Origin of the sequence: Streptomyces canarius (genome assembly GCF_014650735.1) — a bacterium.
Taxonomy (GTDB): Bacteria; Actinomycetota; Actinomycetes; order Streptomycetales; family Streptomycetaceae; genus Streptomyces; species Streptomyces olivaceoviridis.
Map to the genome: position 1 here is coordinate 1 of NZ_BMVN01000047.1, position 22,965 is coordinate 22,965.

The window sequence follows — 22,965 nt, forward strand, 5'->3', positions numbered from 1 at the left end:
GCGTCAGGCCGTCGCCAGGCACTGCCACTACCGGCGACGATGCCACTCGTTGGAGGGGCGGTCTGGCAAGACCGCCCCTGATGGACCATCAGCCAACTACACTCCCGACGATGCCTCTGACCAGGCAAGATAGCGAAACGCTGCTGGAGTACTAGTACTGCAACGGTGCTTGCTGTGACTGATGGCCAGTTCAGGGGCTGTGTCCGCGCCGCTTGTAGTGGCTGATGCGAGCTTGGTGTTGTCGTCGTCGGCGCCAGGTCGACCAGTGCAGGATGTGCTCGACGGGTGTACGTCGGCGGTCGGTGAGGCGGGTGATCAGCCGTCGTATCTCGGCGAGGCTGAGGTGGATGAGCTGGGAGGATCCGTTTCTGCTTTCCAGGCGTCCAGTTCGCGCGCTCGCAGGACTGTCAGGCAGGCGTGGGCAGCCATGGCGAGCGTCATGTGGCGGTGCCATCCGGGATAGCGGCGGACCTGGTAGTCGTCCAGGCCGCATTCCTGTTTCGCGCTCTGGAAGCATTCCTCGATGGCCCATCGGCTGCCCGCGATGCGGATCAGGTCGTCAGGCGTTGTGCCGGCGGGGCAGTAGGCGATGTAGTAGGAGATCTCCCGTGGGGCGGGTGACGCTGCGGCGGGCGATCACCCAGTGGCGGCGGTCGGGTCGGTGCCAGGGCCGCACCTCGACGCGTGCCCAGTCGTAGATCCGCAGGCCGTGAGCGCCGTTGCCGCAGGAACGGCGCTTCCATTTCTGCCGGGCAAGGCCGTTGAACAGGTCGTGGACGGGGTGGTCGAGTGCCCAGCGGGTGACCACGGTGTCGTGCCGGGTGGTGGCCATGACGTGGAAGACGTCCGCCCGCTCCAACTCCGAGCGCCAGCCCTTGGAGAACCCGAGGCGGCATCCGCGGTCACCCACCGAAACGGAACCTTGTCCGCGATCGCGCGGCGGACCATCGCCTTGGCCATGGCCACCTTGGTCTCGAAGGCGACCTCGTCGTCGATGCCGGCCCTGCGGCACCTTTCGCGGTCGTCGGTCCAGGAGGTGGGCAGATACAGACGCCGGTCGATCAGTGTCCGCCCTCGGTCGGTGGCATAGGCGAGGAAGACGCCGACCTGGCAGTTCTCCGTCCGCCCGGCGGTGCCGGATTACTGGCGCTGCACCCCGGCCGACCGTGTCCCCTTCTTCAAGAAGCCCGTGTCGTCCACGACCAGGACGGCGTTGGGGTCGCCGAGGTTGTCGACGACGTACTGGCGCACGTCGTCGAGGACCTCATCGGCGTCCCACTCGATCCGGTTCAGCATCCGGTGGATACGGTCCGGGCCTGCGTGGCCGGCTTCCTCCGCCAGCGTCCAGCCGTTCTTCCGTTGCAAGGGTGCGATCAGGCCCCGCATATAAGCCAGTGCCGATTCCCGCGGCTCCGACCTGCTGAAACGGTGCACGAACCGCTCATGCACGGCTTCCAGTTCACGCGCCCACAACCTGACATCAGCAAGGTCCCCACCCACAACCACACCAACGACCGACCTGGCCATCAGTCACGGCAAGCACCGCAACACCGAGAGCTGCCGCTCATTGACCCGCCGTTCCAATGGTCCGCCTTCGACTCGCAGTGACGTACGACGGCGGCATGGTGCCAGTTCCGTTGGCAGGCGACCGGCGCTTCGACTCGATTCGTCCGAACGAGCGAGCTGACGTGGCTGCAAGCCGGATAGACGCAGAACGGTAGGTGGGTGCTGTCCTGCGGCGGGGTCTGACTCCTGAGATTTCCGCTGGTCCCTGACACTGGACTAGCAACTGCTGCAGACCACCGCCAGCGGGTCCCTCCGACCGGCTCTGCCCGGCCAGGGGACTGACCGACCTCGGTTTCGTCTGCACTGCGACGGTATGACCCCGTGGTTCCTCCCGGCGCCGGCCTCGCTGGCGGTGCTCGCCCGACGGGCCCCTCGCCCATCACGCTTAGTTACAGCAACTACTCGACGCTACTGTTCCTTTGCCGTAGCTACCCGACCGCGGGGCCGGTAAGCCGGCCCAAGGACTCTCCGTCAATGCCGGTCACGGGTGGCCGAGAACTTGACTCGCTGTTAGCCCGTCCAAGCCAGGTTGAGTGCCAGCTCCGACAAAGTCTTCCGGCGGCGATCGGGTCATGCCGTTGTACCGACATCAGTGGGACGGTTGGACACTGCCGTCCCATGGCGGGGGTCTGACTCATGAGATCTATGACCGAAGTGTCCAGTCACGGGCTTGTCGACTGCCGTTGCGGGATGGTGCCTGCTGGTACCGAGCCACAGGGCGTGTCCCAATAGGGGCCTTGCCGAGTTTCGGGCGCCATCACCGTTCAGACCGCCCGAGCGGGTCGGTGCCATCCACCCAGCACGTCATCACGTGGGAGGCGATTCATCATGACGAGCCGACAGCGCACCACCTCCTCAAGCACGGATCCTCCCGTTCGGCGCGAGGTCGTCCTGGGCGTGGACACGCACGGCGAGGTGCATGTCGCCGCCGTGGTCTCCCCGCTCGGGAAGATCTTGGGGACCGAGTCCTTCCCGGCGACGGCGGCCGGCTACCGGCAGCTGCTCGTGTGGGCCCGCAAGCGGGGAACGGTGCGCCGGGCCGGGGTGGAGGGCACCGGTACCTTCGGCGCGGGCCTGTCCCGCTACCTTTTGGCTCAGCGGGTCCAGGTGTACGAGGTGAACCGGCCCGACCGCTCGGCCCGCCGTCTGTGGGGGAAGTCGGACCCGCTCGATGCGCAGGCCGCCGCGCGAGCCGTGCTCAGCGGTCGCGCCCGGGCCAAGTCCGGCGACGGCCCGGTGCACAGCGCCCGGATCTACAAGCTCGCCAAGGACTCCGCGGTCAAGGCCCGCACCCAGGCGATCAACCAGCTCAAAGCCGTCCTGGTCATCGCCGACCCGCCCTTCGGGAACAGCTGTCCAGCCTGGGCAACCGCGAGCTGTTCCGCACCTGCGCACGCCTCGGCCTATCCGGCGGTGGGGGAGACGAGGACGCGGTGGCCCGGGCTACCCACCTGACATTGCGTATGCTCGCCGAGCGCATCGAACAGCTCACCGGGCAGATCGATGAGCTGAACCAGCGCCTGACCCGGCTCGTCGAACGTCACGCCCTGCAGCTGCTCGAACCGGTGGGCATCGGTCCGGACAGCGCCGTCACTCTCCTGATCACCATGGGAGACAACCCCGACCGGCTGAACACCGAGGCGTCCTTTGCTGCCCTTTGCGGAGTCAGCCCCATCGAGTATTCGTCGGGCCGTCGGAGCATGCGCCGGCTCAACTACGGCGGTGACCGCCAGGCGAACGCGGCCCTGCACCGCATCGTCTTCACCCGGCTGCGCCACGACCCACGGACCCAGGCGTACTACGAACGCCGCACCCAGGAAGGCAAGACTCGACGCGAGATCATCCGATGCCTCAAGCGATATGCCGCCCGCGAGGTCTTCGACCTGGTCAGACCGGTTTCCTGCGCCCCCGCGTTATAGGGGCGTCCGTGAGACGTGAGAGGGTCTGACGCGTGAGTGAGACACCGTCGAACACCCTGCAATACCGCTTTGACGGGCCAGAAGAGGCGCCCGTCCTGATCCTGGGACCCTCTCTGGGTACCACATGGCACATGTGGGACCGCCAGGTCCCGGAGCTGGCCAAGCAGTGGCGCGTCTTCCGGTTCGATCTGCCCGGTCACGGCGGCGCCCCGGCGCACCCGGCCGGATCGGTCGCGGAGCTGAGCGCCCGGCTGCTGGCGACGCTGGACGCGCTCGGCGTGCAGCGGTTCGGCTACGCGGGCTGTGCGCTGGGCGGCGCGATCGGCATCGAGCTGGCCCTGCGCCACCCCGCGCGGCTCGCCTCCCTCGCCGTGGTCGCGGCCTCCCCCCGGTTCGGCACCGCCGACGAGTTCCGTCAGCGCGGGGTGGTCGTGCGCACCAACGGGCTCGACCCGATCGCCCGGACCGCGCCCGACCGCTGGTTCACCGGCGGGTTCGCCGCGGCGCAGCCCGCGATCACCGAGTGGGCCGTGCAGATGGTCCGCACCACCGACCCCGGCTGCTACATCGCCGCCTGCGAGGCGCTGGCCTCCTTCGACGTACGGCCCGAGCTGGGCCGGGTGGGGGTGCCGACCCTGGTGCTGGTCGGCTCCGACGACCAGGTCACCGGCCCGGCCGAGGCCCGCACCCTGGTCGCCGGCATCCCGGACGCCCGGCTTGCGGTCGTCCCCGGCGCCTCCCACCTGGTGCCGGTCGAGCAGCCCGCCGCCGTCACCGACCTGCTCGTCCACCACTTCTCCACCGCCTGGCAGCAGCCCTACGACACCGGCCAGACCGCCCTGCCGGGCACGCCGGCCGTCCCGGTCCCGGCCGCCGCGCCGCAGCCCGCGCCGGTCGCCGAGATCGCCCCGGCCGCCGTACCGGCGCAGCCCACCGGGCAGCCGGACCGGTACCAGACCGGGCTGAAGGTCCGCCGCGAGGTGCTGGGCGACGCCCACGTGGACCGGGCGCTGGCACAGGCCGACGAGTTCTCCGGGGACTTCCAGGAGTTCGTCACCCGCTACGCCTGGGGCGAGATCTGGGACCGTCCCGGCCTGGACCGCCGTACCCGCAGCTGCATCACGCTCACCGCGCTGGTCGCGGGCGGCCACCTGGAGGAGCTGGCCTTCCACACCCGGGCGGCCCTGCGCAACGGGCTCACCCCGGACGAGATCAAGGAAGTGCTGCTCCAGGCGGCCGTCTACTGCGGGGTGCCGGCCGCGAACAGCGCGTTCCGGGTGGCCCAGCAGGTGATCCGGGAGGAGACCACGCCCGCCGAGTAGGGCCCCGGGCGGTCGCAGACGGCAGGATGGGGAGACATGAAGCTCACGAAGAAGTCCCACGCCTGCGTCCGCCTGGAGAAAGAGGGGCAGACCCTCGTCATCGACCCGGGCGGGTTCTCCGAGGAGGACGCCGCCCTCGGCGCGGACGCGATCCTGGTCACGCACGAGCACCCGGACCACTTCGACGAGTTCCGGCTGCGGGCCGCCATGGAGAACAACCCGGCCGCCCACATCTGGACGCTGAAGTCGGTCGCCGACCAGGTCGAGGCGGCCTTCCCGGGCCGGGTGCACACCGTCGGCCACGGCGACACCTTCACCGCCGCCGGTTTCGACGTCCAGGTCCACGGCGAGCTGCACGCGGTGATCCACCCGGACATCCCGCGCATCACCAACGTCGGCTATCTGATCGACGGCGGGAAGGTCTTCCACCCCGGTGACGCCCTCACCGTGCCCGGCCAGGCGGTCGAGACGCTGCTGGTGCCGGTGATGGCGCCCTGGAACAAGATCTCCGAGGTGATCGACTACGTCCGCGAGGTGGGCCCGCGGCGCGCGTACGACGTCCACGACGCCCTGCTCACCGACCTCGCCCTGCCGCTCTACGAGGGCCACCTCGGCCGCCTGGGCGGCACGGAGCACCAGCGGCTGCACCCCGGGGCGTGGACCGAGGTCTGAGCGCGCGGACCGCGTTGTCGGACCCGCCGGGTAGGTTGTGAGGCATGCGCATCGCTACCTGGAACGTGAACTCGATCACCGCCCGCCTTCCCCGGCTGCTGGCCTGGCTGGAGAGCAGCGGCACCGACGTGCTCTGCCTCCAGGAGGCCAAGGTCGCCGAGGAGCAGTTCCCGTTCGACCAGCTCCGCGAGCTGGGCTACGAGGCCGCGGTCCACGCGACCGGCCGGTGGAACGGCGTGGCAGTGCTCTCCCGCGTCGGCATCGAGGACGTGGTCAAGGGCCTGCCCGGCGACCCGGGCTACGACGGCGTGACCGAGCCGCGCGCCCTCTCGGCGACCTGCGGCCCGGTCCGCGTCTGGTCGGTCTACGTGCCGAACGGCCGCGAGGTCGGCCACCCGCACTACGCGTACAAGCTCCAGTGGTTCGAGGCGCTGAAGGCGGCCGTGTACGGCGACGCGCAGGGCAGCCGCCCGTTCGCGGTGCTGGGCGACTACAACGTCGCGCCGACGGACGACGACGTCTACGACCCGGCCGCCTTCGAGGGCTCCACCCACGTCACTCCGGCCGAGCGCGCCGCGCTGGCCGCCCTGCGCGAGGCGGGCCTGGACGACGTCGTGCCGCGCCCGCTGAAGTACGACCACCCGTTCACCTACTGGGACTACCGCCAGCTCTGCTTCCCGAAGAACCGCGGCATGCGCATCGACCTGGTGTACGGCAACCAGCCGTTCGCCCAGGCCGTCAAGGACGCCTACGTCGACCGCGAGGAGCGCAAGGGCAAGGGCGCCTCCGACCACGCGCCGGTGGTGGTCGACCTGGACGTGTGATGCCACGCTGGGTCCATGAACCTTCCGTTCCTGGGCCCCCGGCACGCGAAGAAGGCGGAAGCGGCGCTCCGCGCCGACCCCGAGGCGGTCGCCGCGCTGCTGTCCGAGTGCGAGCTGCTGCGCTCGCAGGCGGCTCGGGCGGGCGTCCGCCTCGACGACACCCCGGCCTCGCTGGAGGCCCTGGACCAGATGGTCCCGCGCTGGCGGGACGACCCGGAGATCCTGCCCTGGCTGGGCCACGACGCCGGGCTGTACCTGGGCACGGTCGTCGTGCGCACCGTACCCGGCGCCGCCTGGCGGATCCGGTCCGACGGCGAGCCCGTCGTGCGCCTCGCCTCCGGCCGCACCGCGGAGGTGGTGCCGGCCGGGGAGGAGTGGGCGGTGAGCGGGGTTCCCGAGCTGTCCCAGCTGTACGCGGAGATCGCCGAGACCTGACGCCGCCGCCCCGGATGCCCCGGTGGGCGTAAATACGGCTATTGCCCGGAAGGTGCGTGTCATCCCTCAACTCCGCTGTCGTCTGGATAGGTTGCGGCACCACGACACAGCCGAGAGTGGGTGGGCCTGCGGATGGCCGTCGATCCGTTGGGACAGGGCCCTCGCCCGGCCGCGCGCCGAGGCCGGCACGGTCTTCCCGAACCCGCGCGGCGACCGTGCCCGGGAGGTCCTGTCCAAGATCCTCAAGCACTGACCGGGGGAGTGCGACCCGTGATCCGTCCCACCCGTGTGCTCCGCGCCCTGTGCGTCCCGCTGGCCCTGCTGGCCGCCGCCTGCGGCAAGGAGGGCAGCCCGCCCGGCAAGGGCCCGGCGCCCGAGAAGCTCCCGCACTACCAGGTGGCCCGGGACTTCCGCCTGCCCGCCTCGCCGACCTGGACCCGGGCGAAGAAGCGCGGCTACTTCGTGGTCGGCGCCAAGGAGGACCAGCCCTACCTCGCCGAGAGGGATCCGGCCACCGGTGCCTACTCCGGCTTCGACATCGAGATCGCCAGGATGATGTCCGCCTCCCTCGGCTTCCCGCCGAAGACCGTCCGCTTCCGCACGATCGCCTCCGCCAACCGCGAGACCGCCCTCCAGAACGGCCAGATCGACTACTACGTGGGCACCTACACCATCAACGCGGGCCGCAAGGAGCTCGTCGGCTTCGCCGGCCCCTACTACCTGGCCGGCCAGTCGCTCCTGGTCCGCGAGGAGGAGGACGGCATCCACGGCCCGCAGGACCTCGTCGGCAAGCGTGTCTGCTCGGCGGCCGGTTCCACGCCGTACCAGCGCATCAAGGGCGACTACCCGCAGGCGGTCCTGGTCGCCTACGACACCTACTCGGTCTGCGTCGACAACCTGCTCACCTACCAGGTCGACGCCGTCACCACCGACGACGCCATCCTGATCGGCTACGCGGCCAAGGCCCCCGACGAACTCAAGGCCGTCGGCAGGCCGTTCTCCGAGGAGCCGTACGGCATCGGCGTCCCGCACGGCGACAACGCGCTGCGCTTCGCCCTCGACGACGCCCTGGCGGCCCGGGAGAGCAACGGCGACTGGAAGAAGGCGTACGACGCCACGCTCGGCCTCTCCGGCGTGCCCGCACCCAGACCTCCCGCCATCGACCGCTACCCGGCGAGCCGACCGAGGACGGCATGAACGTACTGACCGACAACTTCTCCGCCTACGGCGACGGTTTCCTCGGCACGCTCCGGCTGACCGTCTACGCCTCTCTGCTGGCCCTCGCGCTGGGCTTCCTGATGGCGTCCTTCCGGGTCGCCCCCGTCGCCTCGCTGCGGGTCTTCGGCACCGTGTGGGTCACCGTGCTGCGCAACACCCCGCTCACCCTGCTGTTCTTCGCGGTCCTGCTCGGCCTGCCCCGCTTCGGACTGGTGCTGCCCTTCCAGGTCTTCGCCGTCCTCGCCCTCGGCTGCTACACCTCCGCGTTCATCTGCGAGGCGCTGCGCGCGGGCGTCAACACCGTGCCCAAGGGGCAGGGCGAGGCGGCCCGCAGCCTGGGGATGACCTTCGGGCAGACCCTGTCGCTGGTGGTGCTGCCGCAGGCGTTCCGGTCCGTGATCCCGCCCGTCGGCTCCACCCTCATCGCGCTCGCCAAGAACTCGGCCATCGCGGGCGCGTTCAGCGTGACCGAACTGCTCGGCACCTACAAGACGCTCAACGAACTCGGCTACAGCATCATCTGGACGTTCGTCTGGATCGCCGTCGGCTACCTCGTCATCACGCTCGCCATCAGCGCCTTGTTCCACGTGCTGGAGCGGACCTGGGGAGTGGCCCGATGACCGGGGCGACCGCGCTCTACGACGTCCCGGGCCCGCGCACCCGCCGCCGGCAGGCCGTCTACGCCGTCCTGTCCGCCGTCGTCATCCTCGCGCTCCTCGCCTGGATCCTGTACCTTCTCGTCGCCACCGGCCAGTTCACGTACACCAAGTGGATGCCCTTCGCCTACGAAGGCATCCAGGAACTGCTGCTGCGCGGACTCGGCAACACCCTCAAGGCGTTCGCCCTCGCGGCCGTCCTCTCCCTCGCCCTCGGCGGGCTGCTGGCCACCGGCCGGCTGTCGGACCACCGGCCGGTGCGCCTGCTCGCCACGGTCGTCGTGGAGTTCTTCCGCGCGATGCCCGTCCTGGTGATGATCTTCTTCATCTTCGTGGCGCTGACGGTGCAGCCGCTGCCCGCGCTGGTCGCCGGGCTCACCCTCTACAACGGCTCGGTGCTCGCCGAGGTCTTCCGCTCGGGCGTGAACGCCGTCGAACGCGGCCAGGGCGAGGCCGCGTTCGCGCTCGGCATGCGCAAGACCCAGGTCATGGCGTACGTCCTCGTCCCGCAGGCGGTGCGCGCCATGCTGCCCGCCGTCATCAGCCAGCTGGTGGTCACCCTGAAGGACACCTCCCTCGGCTTTCTCATCACCTACGAGGAGTTCCTCCACGCCGGGAAGCTCATCGCCTCCAACCTCGACTACGATTTGCCGTTCATCCCCGTGGTGATGGTGATCTCGCCGATCTACATCGGGATGTGCATGCTGCTCTCCTGGTTCGCCGACCGGGTGTCCCGGCGGGAGCGGCGCAGCCCCAGGACCACGGGGGTGGCGGTCGCCGCTCCCGGGCCGGGGGCGCTGCTGCCGGGTGGGGTGCCCCCCACGGCCCCGAAAGCATGAGGGGGGCGGCGGTTCTACGGGCCAGGCTCGTCCGGCGGCAGCCGGAGATCACTGCTCGCCGAGCGGGACGGACACGTACGACGGGTCGTCCGAGGGCGAGGAGAAGGTCAGCTGCGCGCCGGACGGGTTGTGCTCGGCGTAGAGCGGGTCGACCGTGTCGACCACCAGCGCGAGGCGGTGCCCGGCGGGGACGTCGTAGGCCGTGGAGAACGGGTCCAGGTCGACGGCGAACGGCTCGCCGGGCGTCCGCCCGTGCCCGGTCCAGGGCACGCGGGTGACCAGCTTGCCGATGCCGAGCGGACCCACGTCGTACAGGTAGGCGATGAGAGTGCCGCTCTCCCCGGTCAGGGTGAGCGTGGTGTGCGGGGCGGCAGCGGCAGGGGACACGGCCGCACCGCGCTGCGCGCCTGAAGTGTCACTCGGCGGTGGTGGGGGCGGGCTCCGGCAGCGCTGTCCGCGCCGCCCGCGTCACGTCCGCCACCAGCTCGACCACATCCGGGCCGTACGCCTCGGAGTTGACCACCTTCAGCAGCAACACGAAGGAGCCGCCGCCGTACTTGCGGGCCAGCCGCTCGTGGTGGCGGGCGAGATAGCGGGTCGCCGCCTGATGGGTGATCGCCCGCTGGCCGCAGAAGAGGAACACCGGGCGGGTGTCCCGGCCGCCGTCGGCGGTGAGCCGGGCGAGCAGCACGTACTCGCTGCGGCCGGCGTCCATCCGGTACTCCTCGCCGCCGATCCGGAAGGCGCCGACGTCCGGGCCCGTCGCGGCCTCCGCGTTCATCCGCACGCCCGGCAGCAGCGAGGAGAGGTGGGCCTCCATCCGGCGGTTCGAGGCGGGACCGCCGAGGCAGAACTCCGTGCGCTCGCCGAACCCCTGCTGGGCGGCGTCGTGCGCCACCACCCGCGCGTGGGCGTTGCAGTCCTTGATGAGGGCGGACAGTTCCAGCAGGGCGAACACGTCGTGCCGCATCACCGACAGCTCCGGCCCGCCCGCGTTGCGGTTGACCACCAGCAGCGACTCGGCGTGGTCCGGCAGCCCGAAGAAGGACTGCTTGCGGCGCAGCCGGCGCTTCCACAGGTACGTCCGGGCGACCCAGCCCAGCGCGGCCGAGACGCCCGCGGCCATGACCCCGAGGACGATGTTGCGCACGTCGTCGTTCATGGCCGCGCATGGTAGCGGGCCCGGGCGACGACCGCGGTGCGCAGGCGTACTGTCGGTAGTACCGGTCATCCGGTTACGCTGCGCGGACTTGTCCCGACGGGAGGTACGGATGGGTCGCCCAGGCACGCGGAAACTGGCGGTTCTTGCGGTCTCGGCCGCTGTGGTGTCGGTGGGGGCGGCGGCGCCGCCCGCCGCGACGACGAACAGGACACCGGCGAAGGTCCCGGTGGCCGTCGGCTACGGCGGCGCCGTCGCCAGCGTCGACGCCGACGCCTCCGCCGTCGGCATCGAGGTGCTCAAGCACGGCGGCAACGCGGTCGACGCGGCCGTCGCCACCGCCGCCGCGCTCGGCGTCACCGAGCCCTACTCGGCCGGCATCGGCGGAGGCGGCTACTTCGTCTACTACGACGCCAAGTCCCGCACGGTGCACACCGTCGACGGGCGCGAGACCGCGCCGCTGAGCGCCGACGCCGACCTGTTCACGGAGAACGGCAAGCCGCTCGCCTTCGCCGACGCCGTCAGCAGTGGTCTGAGCGTCGGCACCCCGGGCACGCCCGCCACCTGGCAGAAGGCGCTGGACCAGTGGGGCAGCAAGCGGCTCGGCACCCTGCTGAAGCCCGCCGAGCGCCTCGCCCGCGACGGCTTCACGGTGGACGACACCTTCCGCGCGCAGACCGCCTCCAACGAGACCCGGTTCCGCTACTTCCCGGACACCGCGAAGCTGTTCCTGCCGAACGGACGGCTGCCCGTCGTCGGTTCCACGTTCAAGAACCCCGAACTCGCCCGCACCTACGAGCAACTGGGCCGGCAGGGCATCGGCGCGGTCTACCGCGGGGACATCGGCGACGACATCGTCAAGACGGTCGAACACCCGCCCGTGGACCCCGCCTCCGGCTGGAACGCCCGCCCCGGCAAGCTGGCCGAGAAGGACTTCGCCGTCTACCGCGCCAAGCTCCAGGCGCCCACCAGGACGTCGTACCGCGGCCTGAACGTGTACTCCATCGCGCCCTCCTCCTCCGGCGGCACCACGGTCGGCGAGGCGCTCAACATCCTTCAGAACACCGACCTGTCGAAGGCGAGCGAGGTGCAGTACCTGCACCACTACATCGAGGCCAGCCGCATCGCCTTCGCCGACCGCGGACGCTGGGTCGGCGACCCCGCCTTCGAGGACGTCCCGACCGCGCAACTGCTGTCCCAGCGGTACGCCGACTCCCGCGCCTGCCTGATCAAGGACGACGCGGTCCTCACCAGCCCGCTCGCGCCCGGCGACCCCCGGCACCCGGCCCCCTGCGGCCAGGGCGGTACGGCGGCCCCGACGACCTACGAGGGGGAGAACACCACCCACCTCACCGTGGCCGACAAGTGGGGCAACGTCGTCGCCTACACGCTCACCATCGAGCAGACCGGCGGCAGCGGCATCACCGTCCCGGGCCGGGGCTTCCTGCTCAACAACGAGCTGACCGACTTCTCCTTCGCCCCGGCCAACCCGGCCGTGCACGACCCGAACCTGCCGGGCCCGGGCAAGCGCCCGCGCTCCTCGATCTCCCCGACGATCGTCCTGGACCGGTACAACAGGCCCGTCGTGGCGCTCGGTTCACCCGGTGGCGCGACCATCGTCACCACCGTGCTCCAGACCCTCACCGGGTTCCTGGACCGGAAACTGCCCCTGGTGGACGCGATCGCCGCACCGCGCGCCAGCCAGCGCAACGCCGCCCGGACCGAGCTGGAACCGGGACTGTACGACAGCGACCTGAGGAAGCGGCTGGAGGCCATCGGGCACTCCTTCAGCCTCAACCCGGAGATCGGCGCGGCCACGGGCGTGCAGCGGCTGCCGGACGGCGAGTGGCTGGCCGCCGCCGAGAAGGTACGGCGCGGTGGCGGCTCGGCGATGGTGGTGAACCCGGCGCGCTGACGGCCGGGCCCACGGCCCGGGTCACAGTGCGCTGACGGCAGGGCCCGCGGGCCCTGCCGTCAGAGTTCGGGCGCGGGCGGCCCGGCCGCTTCCGTGCGGAAGTCCAGCCGCCCGTCCCGCGCGTCCACGGTCACCCGGCTGCCCTCGGAGATCGTGCCGTCGAGCAGCAGCCGGGACAGCTGGTTGTCCACCTCCCGCTGGATGGTGCGGCGCAGCGGCCGGGCGCCGTACTCCGGCTGGTAGCCGCGCTCGGCGAGCCAGTCGACGGCCGCGCTCGTGAACTCGACCGAGACGCCCTGCCCGTCCAGCAGCCGCCGGGTGGTCTCCAGCAGCAGATCGGTGATCTGCCGCAACTGCTCGCTCGTCAACTGCCGGAACACCACGATCTCGTCGATCCGGTTCAGGAACTCCGGCCGGAAGTGCTCGCGCAACGGCCGCAGGATCTGCTCGCGCCGCGCCTCCTCGTCGGCCTCCGCGCCACCCGGCCCGAACCCGATCCCGGCACCGCGCCGGGTGATCGCCTCCGAGCCCAGGTTGCTGGTCATCACGATGACCGTGTTGGTGAAGTCCACGGTCCGGCCCTGGGAGTCGGTGAGCCGGCCGTCGTCGAGCACCTGGAGCAGGATGTTGAAGACGTCCGGGTGCGCCTTCTCCACCTCGTCCAGCAGCAGCAGCGAGTACGGGTGCCGGCGCACCACCTCGGTGAGCTGGCCGGCCTCCTCGTGGCCGACGTACCCGGGCGGGGCGCCCACCAGCCGGGAGACGGTGTGCCGCTCCTGGTACTCGCTCATGTCCAGCCGGACCATCCGGTCCTCGCTGCCGAACAGCGCCTCCGCCAGCGCCCGCGCCAGCTCGGTCTTGCCGACGCCGGTCGGGCCGAGGAAGAGGAAGCTGCCGATGGGCCGGTTCGGGTTCGACAGCCCCGCGCGGGAGCGCAGGACCGCCTCGGACACCACGGCGACCGCCTCCTCCTGGCCCACCACCCGCTGGTGCAGGTGCTGCTCCAGGCCGAGCAGCCGCTCCTTCTCCTCCTGGGTCAGCCGGCTGACCGGGATGCCGGTCTGCCGGGACACCACCTCGGCGATGGCCTCCGCCGTCACCTCCAGGTCCAGGCCCTCGTCGGCCTTGTAGCCGTCGGACACCTGGGCGATCCGCTCCTTCAGCTCGCCGATCCGGTCCCGTAGTTGCTTCGCCTGCTCGTAGTCCTCGTCCGCGACCGCCTGGTCCTTGTCCCGGACCAGCTGCTCGACCTCGCGCTCCATCGCGCGCACGTCCGTGCCCTTCGTCCGGGCACCGAGCCGGACCCGCGCGCCCGCCTGGTCGATCAGGTCGATCGCCTTGTCCGGCAGCCGCCGGTCGGTGAGGTACCGGTCCGACAGCTCCACGGCGGCGACCAGCGCCTCGTCGGAGTAGCGGACCTGGTGGTGGGCCTCGTACCGGTCGCGCAGCCCGCGCAGGATCTCGATCGTGTCCTCGGCCGTCGGCTCGGGCACCAGGACCGGCTGGAAGCGGCGGGCCAGCGCCGCGTCCTTCTCGATCCGGCGGAACTCCTCCAGCGTGGTCGCGCCCACGATGTGCAGCTCGCCGCGGGCCAGCGCCGGCTTGAGGATGTTCCCGGCGTCCAGCGTGCCGCCCTCGCCGCCGGAGCCCGCGCCCACGACGGTGTGCAGCTCGTCGATGAACACGATCAGCCGGTCGGAGTGGGCGCGGATCTCCTCCACGATGTTGTTGAGGCGCTCCTCGAAGTCGCCCCGGTAGCGGGTGCCGGCCACCACCCCGGTGAGGTCCAGGGCGACCACCCGGCGCCCCGCCAGGACGTCCGGGACCTCCCCGTCCGCGATCCGCTGGGCCAGGCCCTCCACGATGGCCGTCTTGCCGACGCCCGCGTCACCGATCAGCACCGGGTTGTTCTTGCCGCGCCGCGACAGCACCTCGATGGTCTGCTCGATCTCCGTCTCCCGGCCGATCACCGGGTCGATGCGGCCCTGCCGGGCCATCTCGGTCAGATCACGGCCGTACTTGTCCAGCGTCGGCGTGCCGGTGGGCCGCTGGCGCTGCCGCTCCGGGCGGGGCGGCGCGCTCTCCGGGGCCTCGGGCGGCAGGCCGCCCGCCGAGAACCGGGCCGCGTGCAGGATGTGCCCGGCCGCCGAGTCCGGGTTCGCGGCCAGCGCGCTCAGCACGTGCTCCGGGCCGATGTACCCGGCGCCGCTCGCCCGCGCCATGTCGTGCGCGTCCAGCAGGGCGCGCTTGACCGCCGGGGTCAGCGACAGCGAGGTCGGCGGCGGTGCCTCGCCGGGCGGGTGCTGGACGGGGCCCGCCCGGTCGTCGATCTCCGTCGCGAGCGAGTCCGGGTCCGCGCCCGCCCGGCTCAGCAGGCTCCGGGTGGGCTCCGTCGACACCGCCGCGCGCAGCAGGTGCTGGGTGTCCAGGTCCCGGCTGCCGTGCTCGGCCGCGTACTGGGCGGCTCCTCTGACCAGCTCCCGGGCCGGCTGGCTGAGCAGGCGGCCGATGTCGATGTGGCGGGGCCCGGGGGCTCCGCCCGTGCCGCCGAAGAAGCGGGCCAGGAATTCACCGAAGGGGTCAGGAGGGTAGCCGTTGGTCATCGCGTGGGTTCCTTCGCTGACGACATGCGGAGCGGCCGGGTAACCCGGGGGCGGGTTGCTCATGCCCACGATGACACGATCCGTGGGGGTGGGCATGTCCGCCCAGGAGGGTGCGGGCGCCGGTCTGGCACGGCGCTCGCGCGAGCACGGGGGTGGCCCGCGCCCCTCACGGGACCTCTCGTGCGGTCCGGACCCGGGGGCCGTCCGCACGGGGGTGGCCCGCGCCCCTCACGGGACCTCTCGTGCGGTCCGGACCCGGGGGCCGTCCTCCGTGATCGCAACCGTGTGCTCGACGCGGGCCGCGCGGGAGCCGTCGTTCGTGCGGAGCGTCCAGCCGTCGGCCCACACCTGGCACGTCCTCGCCGCAAGGGGCTCGATGGCGAGGACCATGGTCCCGGCCGACGGTGTGCGCGATGGCGCCGACGCGGTTCCCGGCCATCGCCGCCTCGATGCCCGCCGCCGGCGTCCGCTCGGCGGTCTCGGTCGGCCGGAGGTCCGCGGGGCGCGGGCGGCCCTCGTGGGGATGGTGTCGGGGCGGAGGAGGGGCGGTGGCCGAGGAACGGTGGGGTCGTGCCCGCCGCGCGGAGCACCTCCCGGGTCGCCTCGTCCAGCCGTCGGCCGCCGCCTGGCAGGGGTCCTCGCCGCTCCCGATCCCCGGGGGTTCGATGGCGAGGGCCACCGGCCCGGCCGCGGTCGTGCACACGGCGGTCCGGGCCGTGGCCGCCGAAGCCGTCCGGGATGCCGTGACCGGCCGTACGGCGGACCGGGCCGACGGCGTGCGCGATGGCGCCGACGCGCGGCCATCGCCGCCTCGATGCCCGCCGCCGGCGCCCGCTCGGCGGTCTCGGTCAGCCGGAGGTGGGGTCGCGCCCGCCGCGCGGAGCGCCTCCCGGGCCGCCTCGTCCTGCTCCGGCAGGGAGACGCCGTCTTCAGTTCCCCGCCCCAATTACTATACCGGTATGTGAATGGGGAGTCGGTGCGGGGTGGTATTAGAATGGGGTGCATGGTGCGCACCCCCCTCACCCCCGAAGAGCGTGAACGCGGCGAGCGGCTCGGGCAGTTGCTGCGGGCGGCGCGCGGTGACCGGAGCATGGTCGACGTCGCCGCCGAGGCGGGCGTCTCGGCCGAGACGCTGCGCAAGATCGAGACGGGGCGGGCGCCGACGCCGACGTTCTTCACCGTGGCCGCGCTGGCGCGCGTCCTCGGCCTGTCGATGGACGACCTGGTCGCCCGGTGCGCCCTGATGGCCGTCTGAGGAGCCCGTGCGGCGGGGTCGGACGCGCAACGGTCGGGATCCCTCGCTGAGCGGTTCGCGTGCTGCCGGAAAACTCTCCGTAGCAAGCCCGTAACACCACTGGTGTTGCCTACCCGGACGAGAGTGCCGGCGGTCGGGCGGGAGCTGGACGATGGCTGTGGATCAACTCCCCGGTCAGGTAAGGGAGTTCGCGAGCTACCTGGACGCTCTGCTGGCGCGCCTCGATCCGCGCGGCGGCTGGACCGGGGTCTTCTGGCAGCGGGACCCCGAGGGTATGCGCGCCTGCCTGGACGGGCGCGAGGTGGCGCCGTGGGACGTGGTGGAGGCGCTGCTGGAGGATCTCGGCGCGCTGTACGGCCCCGCCGCCGCGGGGGTCGAGCGGGAACGGGCCCGCGCGCTGCACGCCGCCGCGGTCACCGCGTACGACACCCGGCCCGGCGCCCGGGACGCCCTGGCCGACCGGCTCGACGTCATGCTCCGCGAGCAGCGGTACGCGGCGGAACGCCACGCCGGGCTGAGCCGCAGGCTGTCCACGCCGCTCCCCGGGGACCAGGCCGACGCCCTCCGGCTCGACCTCGCCTGGGCCCACGACGACCACACCCGCGCCACGTCCCGCTGCGCGGAACTCCGCGCCCGCCTGGAGGCGCTGGACCGGCGGACGGGTTCTGCGGGAGGCAGGCCCGGACCCACCCGCCCCGGTGTCGCGCCCGCTCCTCACGTCGCCGTCCGCCCTTCCCGCACCGATCCGCCCGCGGCTCCCCGCCCCCGTGCCGCACTGGCACCCGAGGAGGCCCGCCACGGCGTCGCTCTGCCCGCCTCGGCCTCCGGGGTGACCGCTCCTGACGTGCCCGCCTCACCGGCCGCCGCCGGTGCCGAAGCCGGAGGCGCCTCCTCGCCCGGCGCCACCCCCGCGCACACCCCCGACCCCAAAGCCCGCAGACGTCGCCGTGGCAGCGCCCGGTTCGCCGGGGCCGTCGAGGGTGCGGAGGCCGCGCCCGTCGTCGTACCGCGGGCTTCCGGGGGTGCCGTCGCGGACGGTGGGCCGCGGTCGCCGCGGGGGGCCCGGTTCGCCGGGGCCGGGGAGGTGGCGGAGCCGTCGGTGCCGGACGGCGCGGCCGTGGACGAGGGGGCTCGCGAGGCCGTCGACGGGGTCGTCGGGCGGCTGGCGCGGTTGCGGGGCGAGGGGCGGGGCGGGGAGGCGCACGTGGTGCTGGTCGAGGCAGCGCGCTGGCCCGTGGGCCGGCTGCCGCTGCTCGCGGACGCCCTGCACCGGGCCGGGCTCGGCGCCGACTGGGCCACGCTGCTGTGGGAGGCCGCCGCGCTGCCCGCCGAGCGGCTGGTCGCCGCCGCCGACGCGCTCACCGCGGCCGGCCGGGACGGCGACGGCCGGCGACTGCTGCGGCAGGGCGTGGCCCGGCCAGCGGAGAAGATCGGCGCGGCCGTGCTGCGGATGGAGGACGAGGGCAGGCGGCGGGAGGCGCGGGCCCTGCTGGACGCCCATGTGCGCGTCCGTACCCCCGAGGAGGCCGCCCGGTGTGTCGCCGCCGACCCCGGGCGCCTGGTCCCGCTGCTGCTGGACGCCGCGCTCGGCGTCTCCGGCGAGCGGCACCGGGACCTCGTGCACGCCCTGCGTGTCGCCGGGTACACCGTGTGACAGGCCAGGATGGGTAGTGTCCTGGTGTGTCACGGTCCGCGCCCCCGGGCCGGGCCGACGGCTCACCCACAGGGGTGTGAATCGAGATCGACTCAGCGGGTTGGCGGCGATGGTCTTGGCAAGGGCCGCGCGGAGGCTTACTTTCGTCAATCTACCGCCTGCTCTACGGGCGTAGAGGCTCTGACGTCGTGTCGAAGGAGCAGCTCATGACCAACGTCGTCCGCGCCGCTCTGGTCCAGGCCACCTGGACCGGCGACACCGAGTCCATGGTCGCGAAACACGAGGAGCACGCCCGCGAGGCGGCCCGCCGGGGCGCGCGCATCATCGGGTTCCAGGAGGTCTTCAACGCCCCCTACTTCTGCCAGGTCCAGGAGCCGGAGCACTACCGCTGGGCCGAGCCCGTGCCCGACGGTCCGACCGTGCGCCGGATGCGGGAGCTGGCGCGCGAGACCGGCATGGTGATCGTCGTCCCGGTCTTCGAGGTCGAGGGGTCCGGCTTCTACTACAACACCGCCGCCGTGATCGACGCCGACGGCACCTACCTCGGCAAGTACCGCAAGCACCACATCCCGCAGGTCAAGGGCTTCTGGGAGAAGTACTACTTCAAGCCCGGCAACCTCGGCTGGCCCGTCTTCGACACCGCCGTCGGCAAGGTCGGCGTCTACATCTGCTACGACCGCCACTTCCCGGAAGGCTGGCGGCAACTCGGGCTCAACGGCGCCCAGTTGGTCTACAACCCGTCCGCCACCCACCGGGGCCTGTCCGCGTACCTGTGGCAGCTGGAGCAGCCCGCCGCGGCCGTCGCCAACGAGTACTACATCGCCGCCATCAACCGGGTCGGGCAGGAGGAGTACGGCGACAACGACTTCTACGGGACGTCGTACTTCGTCGATCCGCGCGGACAGTTCGTGGGTGAGGTGGCCAGCGACAAGAGCGAGGAACTCCTCGTCCGCGACCTGGACTTCGACCTCATCGAGGAAGTGCGGCGGCAGTGGGCCTTCTACCGCGACCGCCGTCCCGACGCCTACGAAGGGCTGGTGCAGCCGTGAACGACCTCTACTCCCGCCACCGCAGGGTCCTGCCCGACTGGCTCGCCCTCTACTACGACGACCCGATCGAGCTCAGCCACGGCGAGGGACGCCACGTCTGGGACACCGCCGGCCGGCGGTACCTGGACTTCTTCGGCGGCATCCTGACCACGCTGACCGCGCACGCCCTGCCCGAGGTGACCAAGGCGGTCAGCGAGCAGGCCGGCCGGATCATCCACTCCTCCACCCTCTACCTCAACCGGCCGATGGTCGAACTCGCCGAGCGGATCGCCCAGGTGAGCGGCATCCCGGACGCCCGCGTGTTCTTCACGACCTCCGGCACCGAGGCCAACGACACCGCCCTGCTGCTCGCCACCACCTACCGGCGCAGCAACACCGTCCTCGCCATGCGGAACAGCTACCACGGCCGGTCCTTCAGCGCGATCGGCGTCACCGGCAACCGCGGCTGGTCCCCGACCTCCCTCTCCCCGCTCCAGACCCTGTACGTCCACGGCGGCGTGCGCACCCGGGGGCCGTTCGCCCACCTCGACGACCGCGCGTTCATCGACGCCTGTGTCGCCGACCTGAAGGACGTCCTCGGCCACACCCGGCCGCCGGCCGCGCTGATCGCCGAACCCGTCCAGGGCGTCGGCGGGTTCACCTCCCCGCCGGACAGTCTCTACGCCTCCTTCCGGGAGGTGCTGAAGGAGCACGGCGTCCTGTGGATCGCCGACGAGGTGCAGACCGGCTGGGGCCGCACCGGCGACCACTTCTGGGGCTGGCAGGCGCACGCCCGCAGCGGCCCGCCGGACATCGTCACCTTCGCCAAGGGCATCGGCAACGGCATGTCCATCGGCGGGGTCGTCGCCCGCTCCGAGATCATGAACTGCCTGGACGCCAACAGCATCTCCACCTTCGGCGGCACCCAGATCACCATGGCGGCCGGCCTCGCCAACCTCACCTACCTCCTCGAACACGACCTCCAGGGCAACGCCCGGCGCGTCGGCGGCCTGCTCATCGAGCGGTTGCGGGCGGTCGGCGCGCAGCTGCCCGGGGTGCGGGAGGTGCGCGGACGCGGGCTGATGATCGGCGTCGAGCTGGTCAGACCGGGCACGGACGAGGCCGACCCGCAGGCCGTCGCGGCGGTGCTGGAGGCGGCCCGGGAGGGCGGGCTGCTCCTCGGCAAGGGCGGCGGGCACGACACCAGCGCCCTGCGGATCAGCCCGCCGCTGTCGCTGACGGTCGCCGAGGCCGAAGAGGGCGCGGCGATCCTGGAACAGGCGCTGAGGAGCACGTACTAGAGAACAGGTGTACGGCCATGAGCATCACCTCGGAGCCCCGGAACGTGCTGGAACCCGCCCTCTCCGTGCGCCAGGTGCTGACCCTGGAGCGCGTGCTCGCCGGGGAGCCCGAGGTGGTGGCCGGCGCCGCACAGCTCGACCGGCCGGTGCGCTGGGTGCACGTCGCCGAGGCCGCCGACGTCGGCGTCATGCTCAGCGGCGGGGAGATGGTCCTCACCACCGGTGTGCTGCTCGCCGGGGACGAGGCCCGGCAGGCCGAGTACATCCGGTCCCTGCACCGGGCGGAGGCGGCGGCCGTCGTCCTCGGTCTCGGCCGGGCCTTCCCCGCGCCGCCCGAGGTGATGCGCCGGGCCGCCGAGCGGTGCGGGCTGCCCATGGTCGTACTGCACCGGCCGTTCCCCTTCGCCGAGTTGACGGAGGAGGTGCAGTCCCGGCTCGTGCGGCGCAAGTTCGCCGCGATCAGCCTGTCGGAGAGCGTACGCACCGCCCTCACCGGGCTGATCACGGCCGGGGCGCCGCTGCAACGGCTGCTCGACGAGGTCGCCCGGCACGGCGGCTGCCCGGTCGTCGTCACCAACCTCGCCCACCGCGTCCTCGGCACGGCGGGGGAGCGGTCCGCGGTCGACGACGTGCTGCGCGACTGGGAGCGGATCGCCCGGCAGGCCGGCGGCAGCGCCGGTGACGGCTGGGTCCGCGCCGAGCTGGGCGGGCGCGGGGAGCGGTGGGGCCGGCTGCTGCTCTGCGGCTACCGGGGCGACGCGGCCACCGGGCGGCTGCTCGCGGACCGGGCCGCCGAGGCCCTGGTGCTGCACCGGATGCTCGGCGGCGCCCGCGCGCACAGCTGGGAGGAGCAGTCCGCGCAGAGCCTGCTGACCGACCTGGTCTCCGGGGTCGTACCGGCCCGGCAGCTGCTGCCGCGGGCCCGGGCCGCCGGGCTGCCGGTCAACCGCCGGACCTTCGTGCCGCTCGTCGTCCAGGGCCGCACACCCGGCCAGCTCGACCGGGTGCTGCGTCTGCTGGGGCTGCCCGGCCTCGTCGCCGAGCTCGCCGCCGGCGCCGTCACCGTGCTGCTCAGCCTCGCCCGCGACCAGGACGCCGAGGCGCTCACCGCCCACTTCGCGACCCGGCTGCGCGCCGCGTCCCCGGCCGTGGTCGCCGCCGCCGGTCCCCGCACCGCGTGGGACGACGTGCCCGCCGGGCTGCGCGAGGCCCGGCACGTCGCCGACGCCGTAGCCGGCTCCTCGGCCGCCCTCGACCTGCCGGCCGTCGTCCGCCTCAAGGACGTCCATCTGCGCGGGCTGATCCGCCTGCTGCGCGACGACCCGCAGGTGCAGTCCTTCGCCGAGCGCGAGCTGGACGGGCTGCTGTGCGACGCCGAACCGGAACTGCTGAACGTCCTGCGGACCTATCTGGCGACGGGCCGCAACAAGTCCCGCACCGCCCAGCTCCACCATGTCTCCCGGCCGGCCCTCTACCGCCGCCTGGAGGCCATACAGGGCCGCCTCGGCGTCGACCTGGACGATTTCGAACAGGCGGCCTCCGTGCACATCGCGCTCCTCGCACACGACGCGCAACAGGGGTGAAACATGCGACGACCTGCGACAACGGCGGTGAAACATGGGACCGCGGACACGTGACACGGTGGCACGCCGGCCACCCGCGGACGTGACACGCTGCCCGTCGAACCGGCCCTCCGGGCTTCCTACGCTCACGGCACACCGAGCTACCGGAGGTCCCGATGAGCCGAGTGATCCGTGCCGCCCTCTTCCAGACCGCCTGGACCGGCGACAAGGAGTCCATGATCCGGGTGCACGAGCAGGCGGCCCGCGACGCCGCCGCCCAGGGCGCCCAAGTCCTCTGCTTCCAGGAGCTGTTCTACGGCCCGTACTTCTGCCAGGTCCAGGACAAGGCGTTCTACGCGTACGCCGAACGGATCCCCGAGGGCCCGACCGTCCGGCGCTTCCAGGCCCTCGCCCGCGAGCTGGGCATCGTCCTGGTCCTGCCCATGTACGAGGAGGAGCAGCCGGGCGTCCTGTACAACACGGCCGCCGTGATCGACGCGGACGGCTCCTACCTCGGCAAGTACCGCAAGACCCACATCCCGCAGGTCCAGGGGTTCTGGGAGAAGTTCTACTTCCGCCCCGGCAACAGCGGCTGGCCCGTCTTCGACACCGCCGCCGGCCGGATCGGCGTCTACATCTGCTACGACCGCCACTTCCCGGAGGGCTGGCGGGCGCTCGGCCTCGCCGGCGCCGAGATCGTCTTCAACCCGTCGGCCACCTCGCGCGGCCTGTCCCGCTACCTCTGGCAGCTGGAGCAGCCGGCGGCGGCCGTGGCCAACGAGTACTTCGTCGGCGCGATCAACCGGGTCGGCGTGGAGGACCTGGGCGACAACGACTTCTACGGCACCACCTACTTCGTGGGCCCGGAGGCCCGGTTCGTCGGCGAGGTCGCGAGCGACAAGGAGACCGAACTCGTCGTCCGCGACCTGGACCTGGCCGAACTCCGCGAGGTCCGCGACCGCTGGCAGTTCTACCGGGATCGTGCGCCGGGGGCCTACGGACCGCTGACCACGCCCTGACGGCACCGTTGACGAAGG

At 72.2% G+C, this 22,965-nt stretch carries 16 protein-coding genes and 4 pseudogenes; 15 read left to right on the forward strand and 5 right to left on the reverse strand.

What is annotated here, in order from left to right:
- Positions 1 to 315: 315 nt before the first annotated feature.
- Positions 316 to 1,500, reverse strand: a pseudogene (locus IE294_RS38320) (IS701 family transposase).
- Between the two features lie 894 nt (positions 1,501 to 2,394).
- Between IE294_RS38320 and IE294_RS50170 the strand changes: the two are divergent.
- From IE294_RS50170 to IE294_RS38360, 8 genes and pseudogenes are all read left to right on the forward strand, one after another.
- Positions 2,395 to 3,485: pseudogene (locus IE294_RS50170) on the forward strand (IS110 family RNA-guided transposase).
- A 32-nt stretch (positions 3,486 to 3,517) separates the two neighbouring features.
- Positions 3,518 to 4,807, forward strand: a complete 1,290-nt coding sequence (gene pcaDC, locus IE294_RS38330; RefSeq protein ID WP_189893936.1) for a bifunctional 3-oxoadipate enol-lactonase/4-carboxymuconolactone decarboxylase PcaDC — start codon at positions 3,518 to 3,520, stop codon at positions 4,805 to 4,807.
- Between the two features lie 36 nt (positions 4,808 to 4,843).
- Entirely contained in the window at positions 4,844 to 5,479 is a 636-nt protein-coding gene (locus IE294_RS38335; protein WP_189815964.1) for an MBL fold metallo-hydrolase, read from the forward strand.
- Between the two features lie 44 nt (positions 5,480 to 5,523).
- Complete coding sequence (locus IE294_RS38340) at positions 5,524 to 6,303, forward strand: exodeoxyribonuclease III (RefSeq protein ID WP_058082659.1); 780 nt, start codon at positions 5,524 to 5,526, stop codon at positions 6,301 to 6,303.
- Positions 6,304 to 6,318: 15 nt separating this feature from the next.
- A complete protein-coding gene (locus IE294_RS38345) occupies positions 6,319 to 6,738 on the forward strand; it encodes a DUF6278 family protein (RefSeq protein WP_189893938.1) in 420 nt (139 codons plus the stop codon).
- Positions 6,739 to 7,008: 270 nt separating this feature from the next.
- Positions 7,009 to 7,935, forward strand: a complete 927-nt coding sequence (locus IE294_RS38350) for a transporter substrate-binding domain-containing protein (protein ID WP_229917759.1) — start codon at positions 7,009 to 7,011, stop codon at positions 7,933 to 7,935.
- Positions 7,932 to 8,576, forward strand: a complete 645-nt coding sequence (locus IE294_RS38355) for an amino acid ABC transporter permease (RefSeq protein ID WP_189893942.1) — start codon at positions 7,932 to 7,934, stop codon at positions 8,574 to 8,576. Before IE294_RS38350 ends, IE294_RS38355 begins: the two co-directional genes overlap by 4 nt.
- Complete coding sequence (locus IE294_RS38360; protein ID WP_189893944.1) at positions 8,573 to 9,451, forward strand: amino acid ABC transporter permease; 879 nt, start codon at positions 8,573 to 8,575, stop codon at positions 9,449 to 9,451. The genes IE294_RS38355 and IE294_RS38360 overlap by 4 nt, the downstream gene beginning before the upstream one ends.
- Before the next feature lie 48 nt (positions 9,452 to 9,499).
- On the opposite strand, the pseudogene IE294_RS38365 reads toward IE294_RS38360, so the two are convergent.
- A pseudogene (locus IE294_RS38365) lies at positions 9,500 to 9,814 on the reverse strand (CocE/NonD family hydrolase C-terminal non-catalytic domain-containing protein); the annotation flags it as partial.
- Between the two features lie 52 nt (positions 9,815 to 9,866).
- Positions 9,867 to 10,613 carry a hypothetical protein gene (locus IE294_RS38370; RefSeq protein WP_189893946.1) on the reverse strand — a complete coding sequence of 249 codons (747 nt, stop codon included), beginning with the start codon at positions 10,611 to 10,613 and terminating at the stop codon, positions 9,867 to 9,869.
- A 109-nt stretch (positions 10,614 to 10,722) separates the two neighbouring features.
- Here IE294_RS38370 and ggt point away from each other — a divergent pair, with 109 nt between their 5' ends.
- Positions 10,723 to 12,525 carry a gamma-glutamyltransferase gene (ggt, locus tag IE294_RS38375; protein ID WP_189893948.1) on the forward strand — a complete coding sequence of 601 codons (1,803 nt, stop codon included), beginning with the start codon at positions 10,723 to 10,725 and terminating at the stop codon, positions 12,523 to 12,525.
- 59 nt (positions 12,526 to 12,584) lie between these two features.
- Here the strand turns inward: ggt and IE294_RS38380 are convergent, their stop codons facing one another.
- On the reverse strand, positions 12,585 to 15,128 hold the full coding sequence (locus IE294_RS38380) for an ATP-dependent Clp protease ATP-binding subunit (RefSeq protein WP_189894012.1): 2,544 nt from the start codon (positions 15,126 to 15,128) through the stop codon (positions 12,585 to 12,587).
- A gap of 228 nt (positions 15,129 to 15,356) precedes the next feature.
- Positions 15,357 to 15,739, reverse strand: a pseudogene (locus IE294_RS48190) (hypothetical protein); the annotation flags it as partial.
- Positions 15,740 to 16,131: 392 nt separating this feature from the next.
- Here IE294_RS48190 and IE294_RS38385 point away from each other — a divergent pair.
- The 6 genes from IE294_RS38385 (at position 16,132) to IE294_RS38410 (ending at position 22,947) form a co-directional block, all read left to right on the forward strand.
- Positions 16,132 to 16,383 (forward strand): helix-turn-helix domain-containing protein, encoded by a 252-nt coding sequence (locus IE294_RS38385; RefSeq protein WP_189893950.1) that lies wholly within the window; start codon positions 16,132 to 16,134, stop codon positions 16,381 to 16,383.
- Between the two features lie 151 nt (positions 16,384 to 16,534).
- Positions 16,535 to 18,037 (forward strand): hypothetical protein, encoded by a 1,503-nt coding sequence (locus tag IE294_RS38390; RefSeq protein ID WP_189893952.1) that lies wholly within the window; start codon positions 16,535 to 16,537, stop codon positions 18,035 to 18,037.
- A 206-nt stretch (positions 18,038 to 18,243) separates the two neighbouring features.
- Positions 18,244 to 19,086, forward strand: coding sequence for a nitrilase-related carbon-nitrogen hydrolase (locus IE294_RS38395; protein WP_189893954.1), 843 nt, complete (start codon positions 18,244 to 18,246; stop codon positions 19,084 to 19,086).
- Positions 19,083 to 20,366, forward strand: coding sequence for an aspartate aminotransferase family protein (locus tag IE294_RS38400; protein WP_189893956.1), 1,284 nt, complete (start codon positions 19,083 to 19,085; stop codon positions 20,364 to 20,366). The genes IE294_RS38395 and IE294_RS38400 overlap by 4 nt, the downstream gene beginning before the upstream one ends.
- A 17-nt stretch (positions 20,367 to 20,383) precedes the next feature.
- Positions 20,384 to 21,949 (forward strand): PucR family transcriptional regulator, encoded by a 1,566-nt coding sequence (locus tag IE294_RS38405; protein WP_189893958.1) that lies wholly within the window; start codon positions 20,384 to 20,386, stop codon positions 21,947 to 21,949.
- Between the two features lie 155 nt (positions 21,950 to 22,104).
- Entirely contained in the window at positions 22,105 to 22,947 is an 843-nt protein-coding gene (locus tag IE294_RS38410; RefSeq protein ID WP_189893960.1) for a nitrilase-related carbon-nitrogen hydrolase, read from the forward strand.
- The last annotated feature ends 18 nt before the right edge of the window (positions 22,948 to 22,965 follow it).

What these genes read in the sequence shown, in the direction of transcription:
- IE294_RS38385 (WP_189893950.1), top strand. Translation starts at nt 16,132, where the DNA reads ATGGTGCGCACCCCCCTCACCCCCGAAGAGCGTGAACGCGGCGAGCGG.
- IE294_RS38340 (WP_058082659.1), top strand. Translation starts at nt 5,524, where the DNA reads ATGCGCATCGCTACCTGGAACGTGAACTCGATCACCGCCCGCCTTCCC.
- IE294_RS38410 (WP_189893960.1), top strand. Translation starts at nt 22,105, where the DNA reads ATGAGCCGAGTGATCCGTGCCGCCCTCTTCCAGACCGCCTGGACCGGC.
- IE294_RS38390 (WP_189893952.1), top strand. Translation starts at nt 16,535, where the DNA reads ATGGCTGTGGATCAACTCCCCGGTCAGGTAAGGGAGTTCGCGAGCTAC.
- IE294_RS38355 (WP_189893942.1), top strand. Translation starts at nt 7,932, where the DNA reads ATGAACGTACTGACCGACAACTTCTCCGCCTACGGCGACGGTTTCCTC.
- IE294_RS38345 (WP_189893938.1), top strand. Translation starts at nt 6,319, where the DNA reads ATGAACCTTCCGTTCCTGGGCCCCCGGCACGCGAAGAAGGCGGAAGCG.
- IE294_RS38380 (WP_189894012.1), bottom strand. Translation starts at nt 15,128, where the DNA reads ATGACCAACGGCTACCCTCCTGACCCCTTCGGTGAATTCCTGGCCCGC.
- IE294_RS38370 (WP_189893946.1), bottom strand. Translation starts at nt 10,613, where the DNA reads ATGAACGACGACGTGCGCAACATCGTCCTCGGGGTCATGGCCGCGGGC.
- IE294_RS38335 (WP_189815964.1), top strand. Translation starts at nt 4,844, where the DNA reads ATGAAGCTCACGAAGAAGTCCCACGCCTGCGTCCGCCTGGAGAAAGAG.
- IE294_RS38360 (WP_189893944.1), top strand. Translation starts at nt 8,573, where the DNA reads ATGACCGGGGCGACCGCGCTCTACGACGTCCCGGGCCCGCGCACCCGC.
- IE294_RS38395 (WP_189893954.1), top strand. Translation starts at nt 18,244, where the DNA reads ATGACCAACGTCGTCCGCGCCGCTCTGGTCCAGGCCACCTGGACCGGC.
- IE294_RS38405 (WP_189893958.1), top strand. Translation starts at nt 20,384, where the DNA reads ATGAGCATCACCTCGGAGCCCCGGAACGTGCTGGAACCCGCCCTCTCC.
- ggt (WP_189893948.1), top strand. Translation starts at nt 10,723, where the DNA reads ATGGGTCGCCCAGGCACGCGGAAACTGGCGGTTCTTGCGGTCTCGGCC.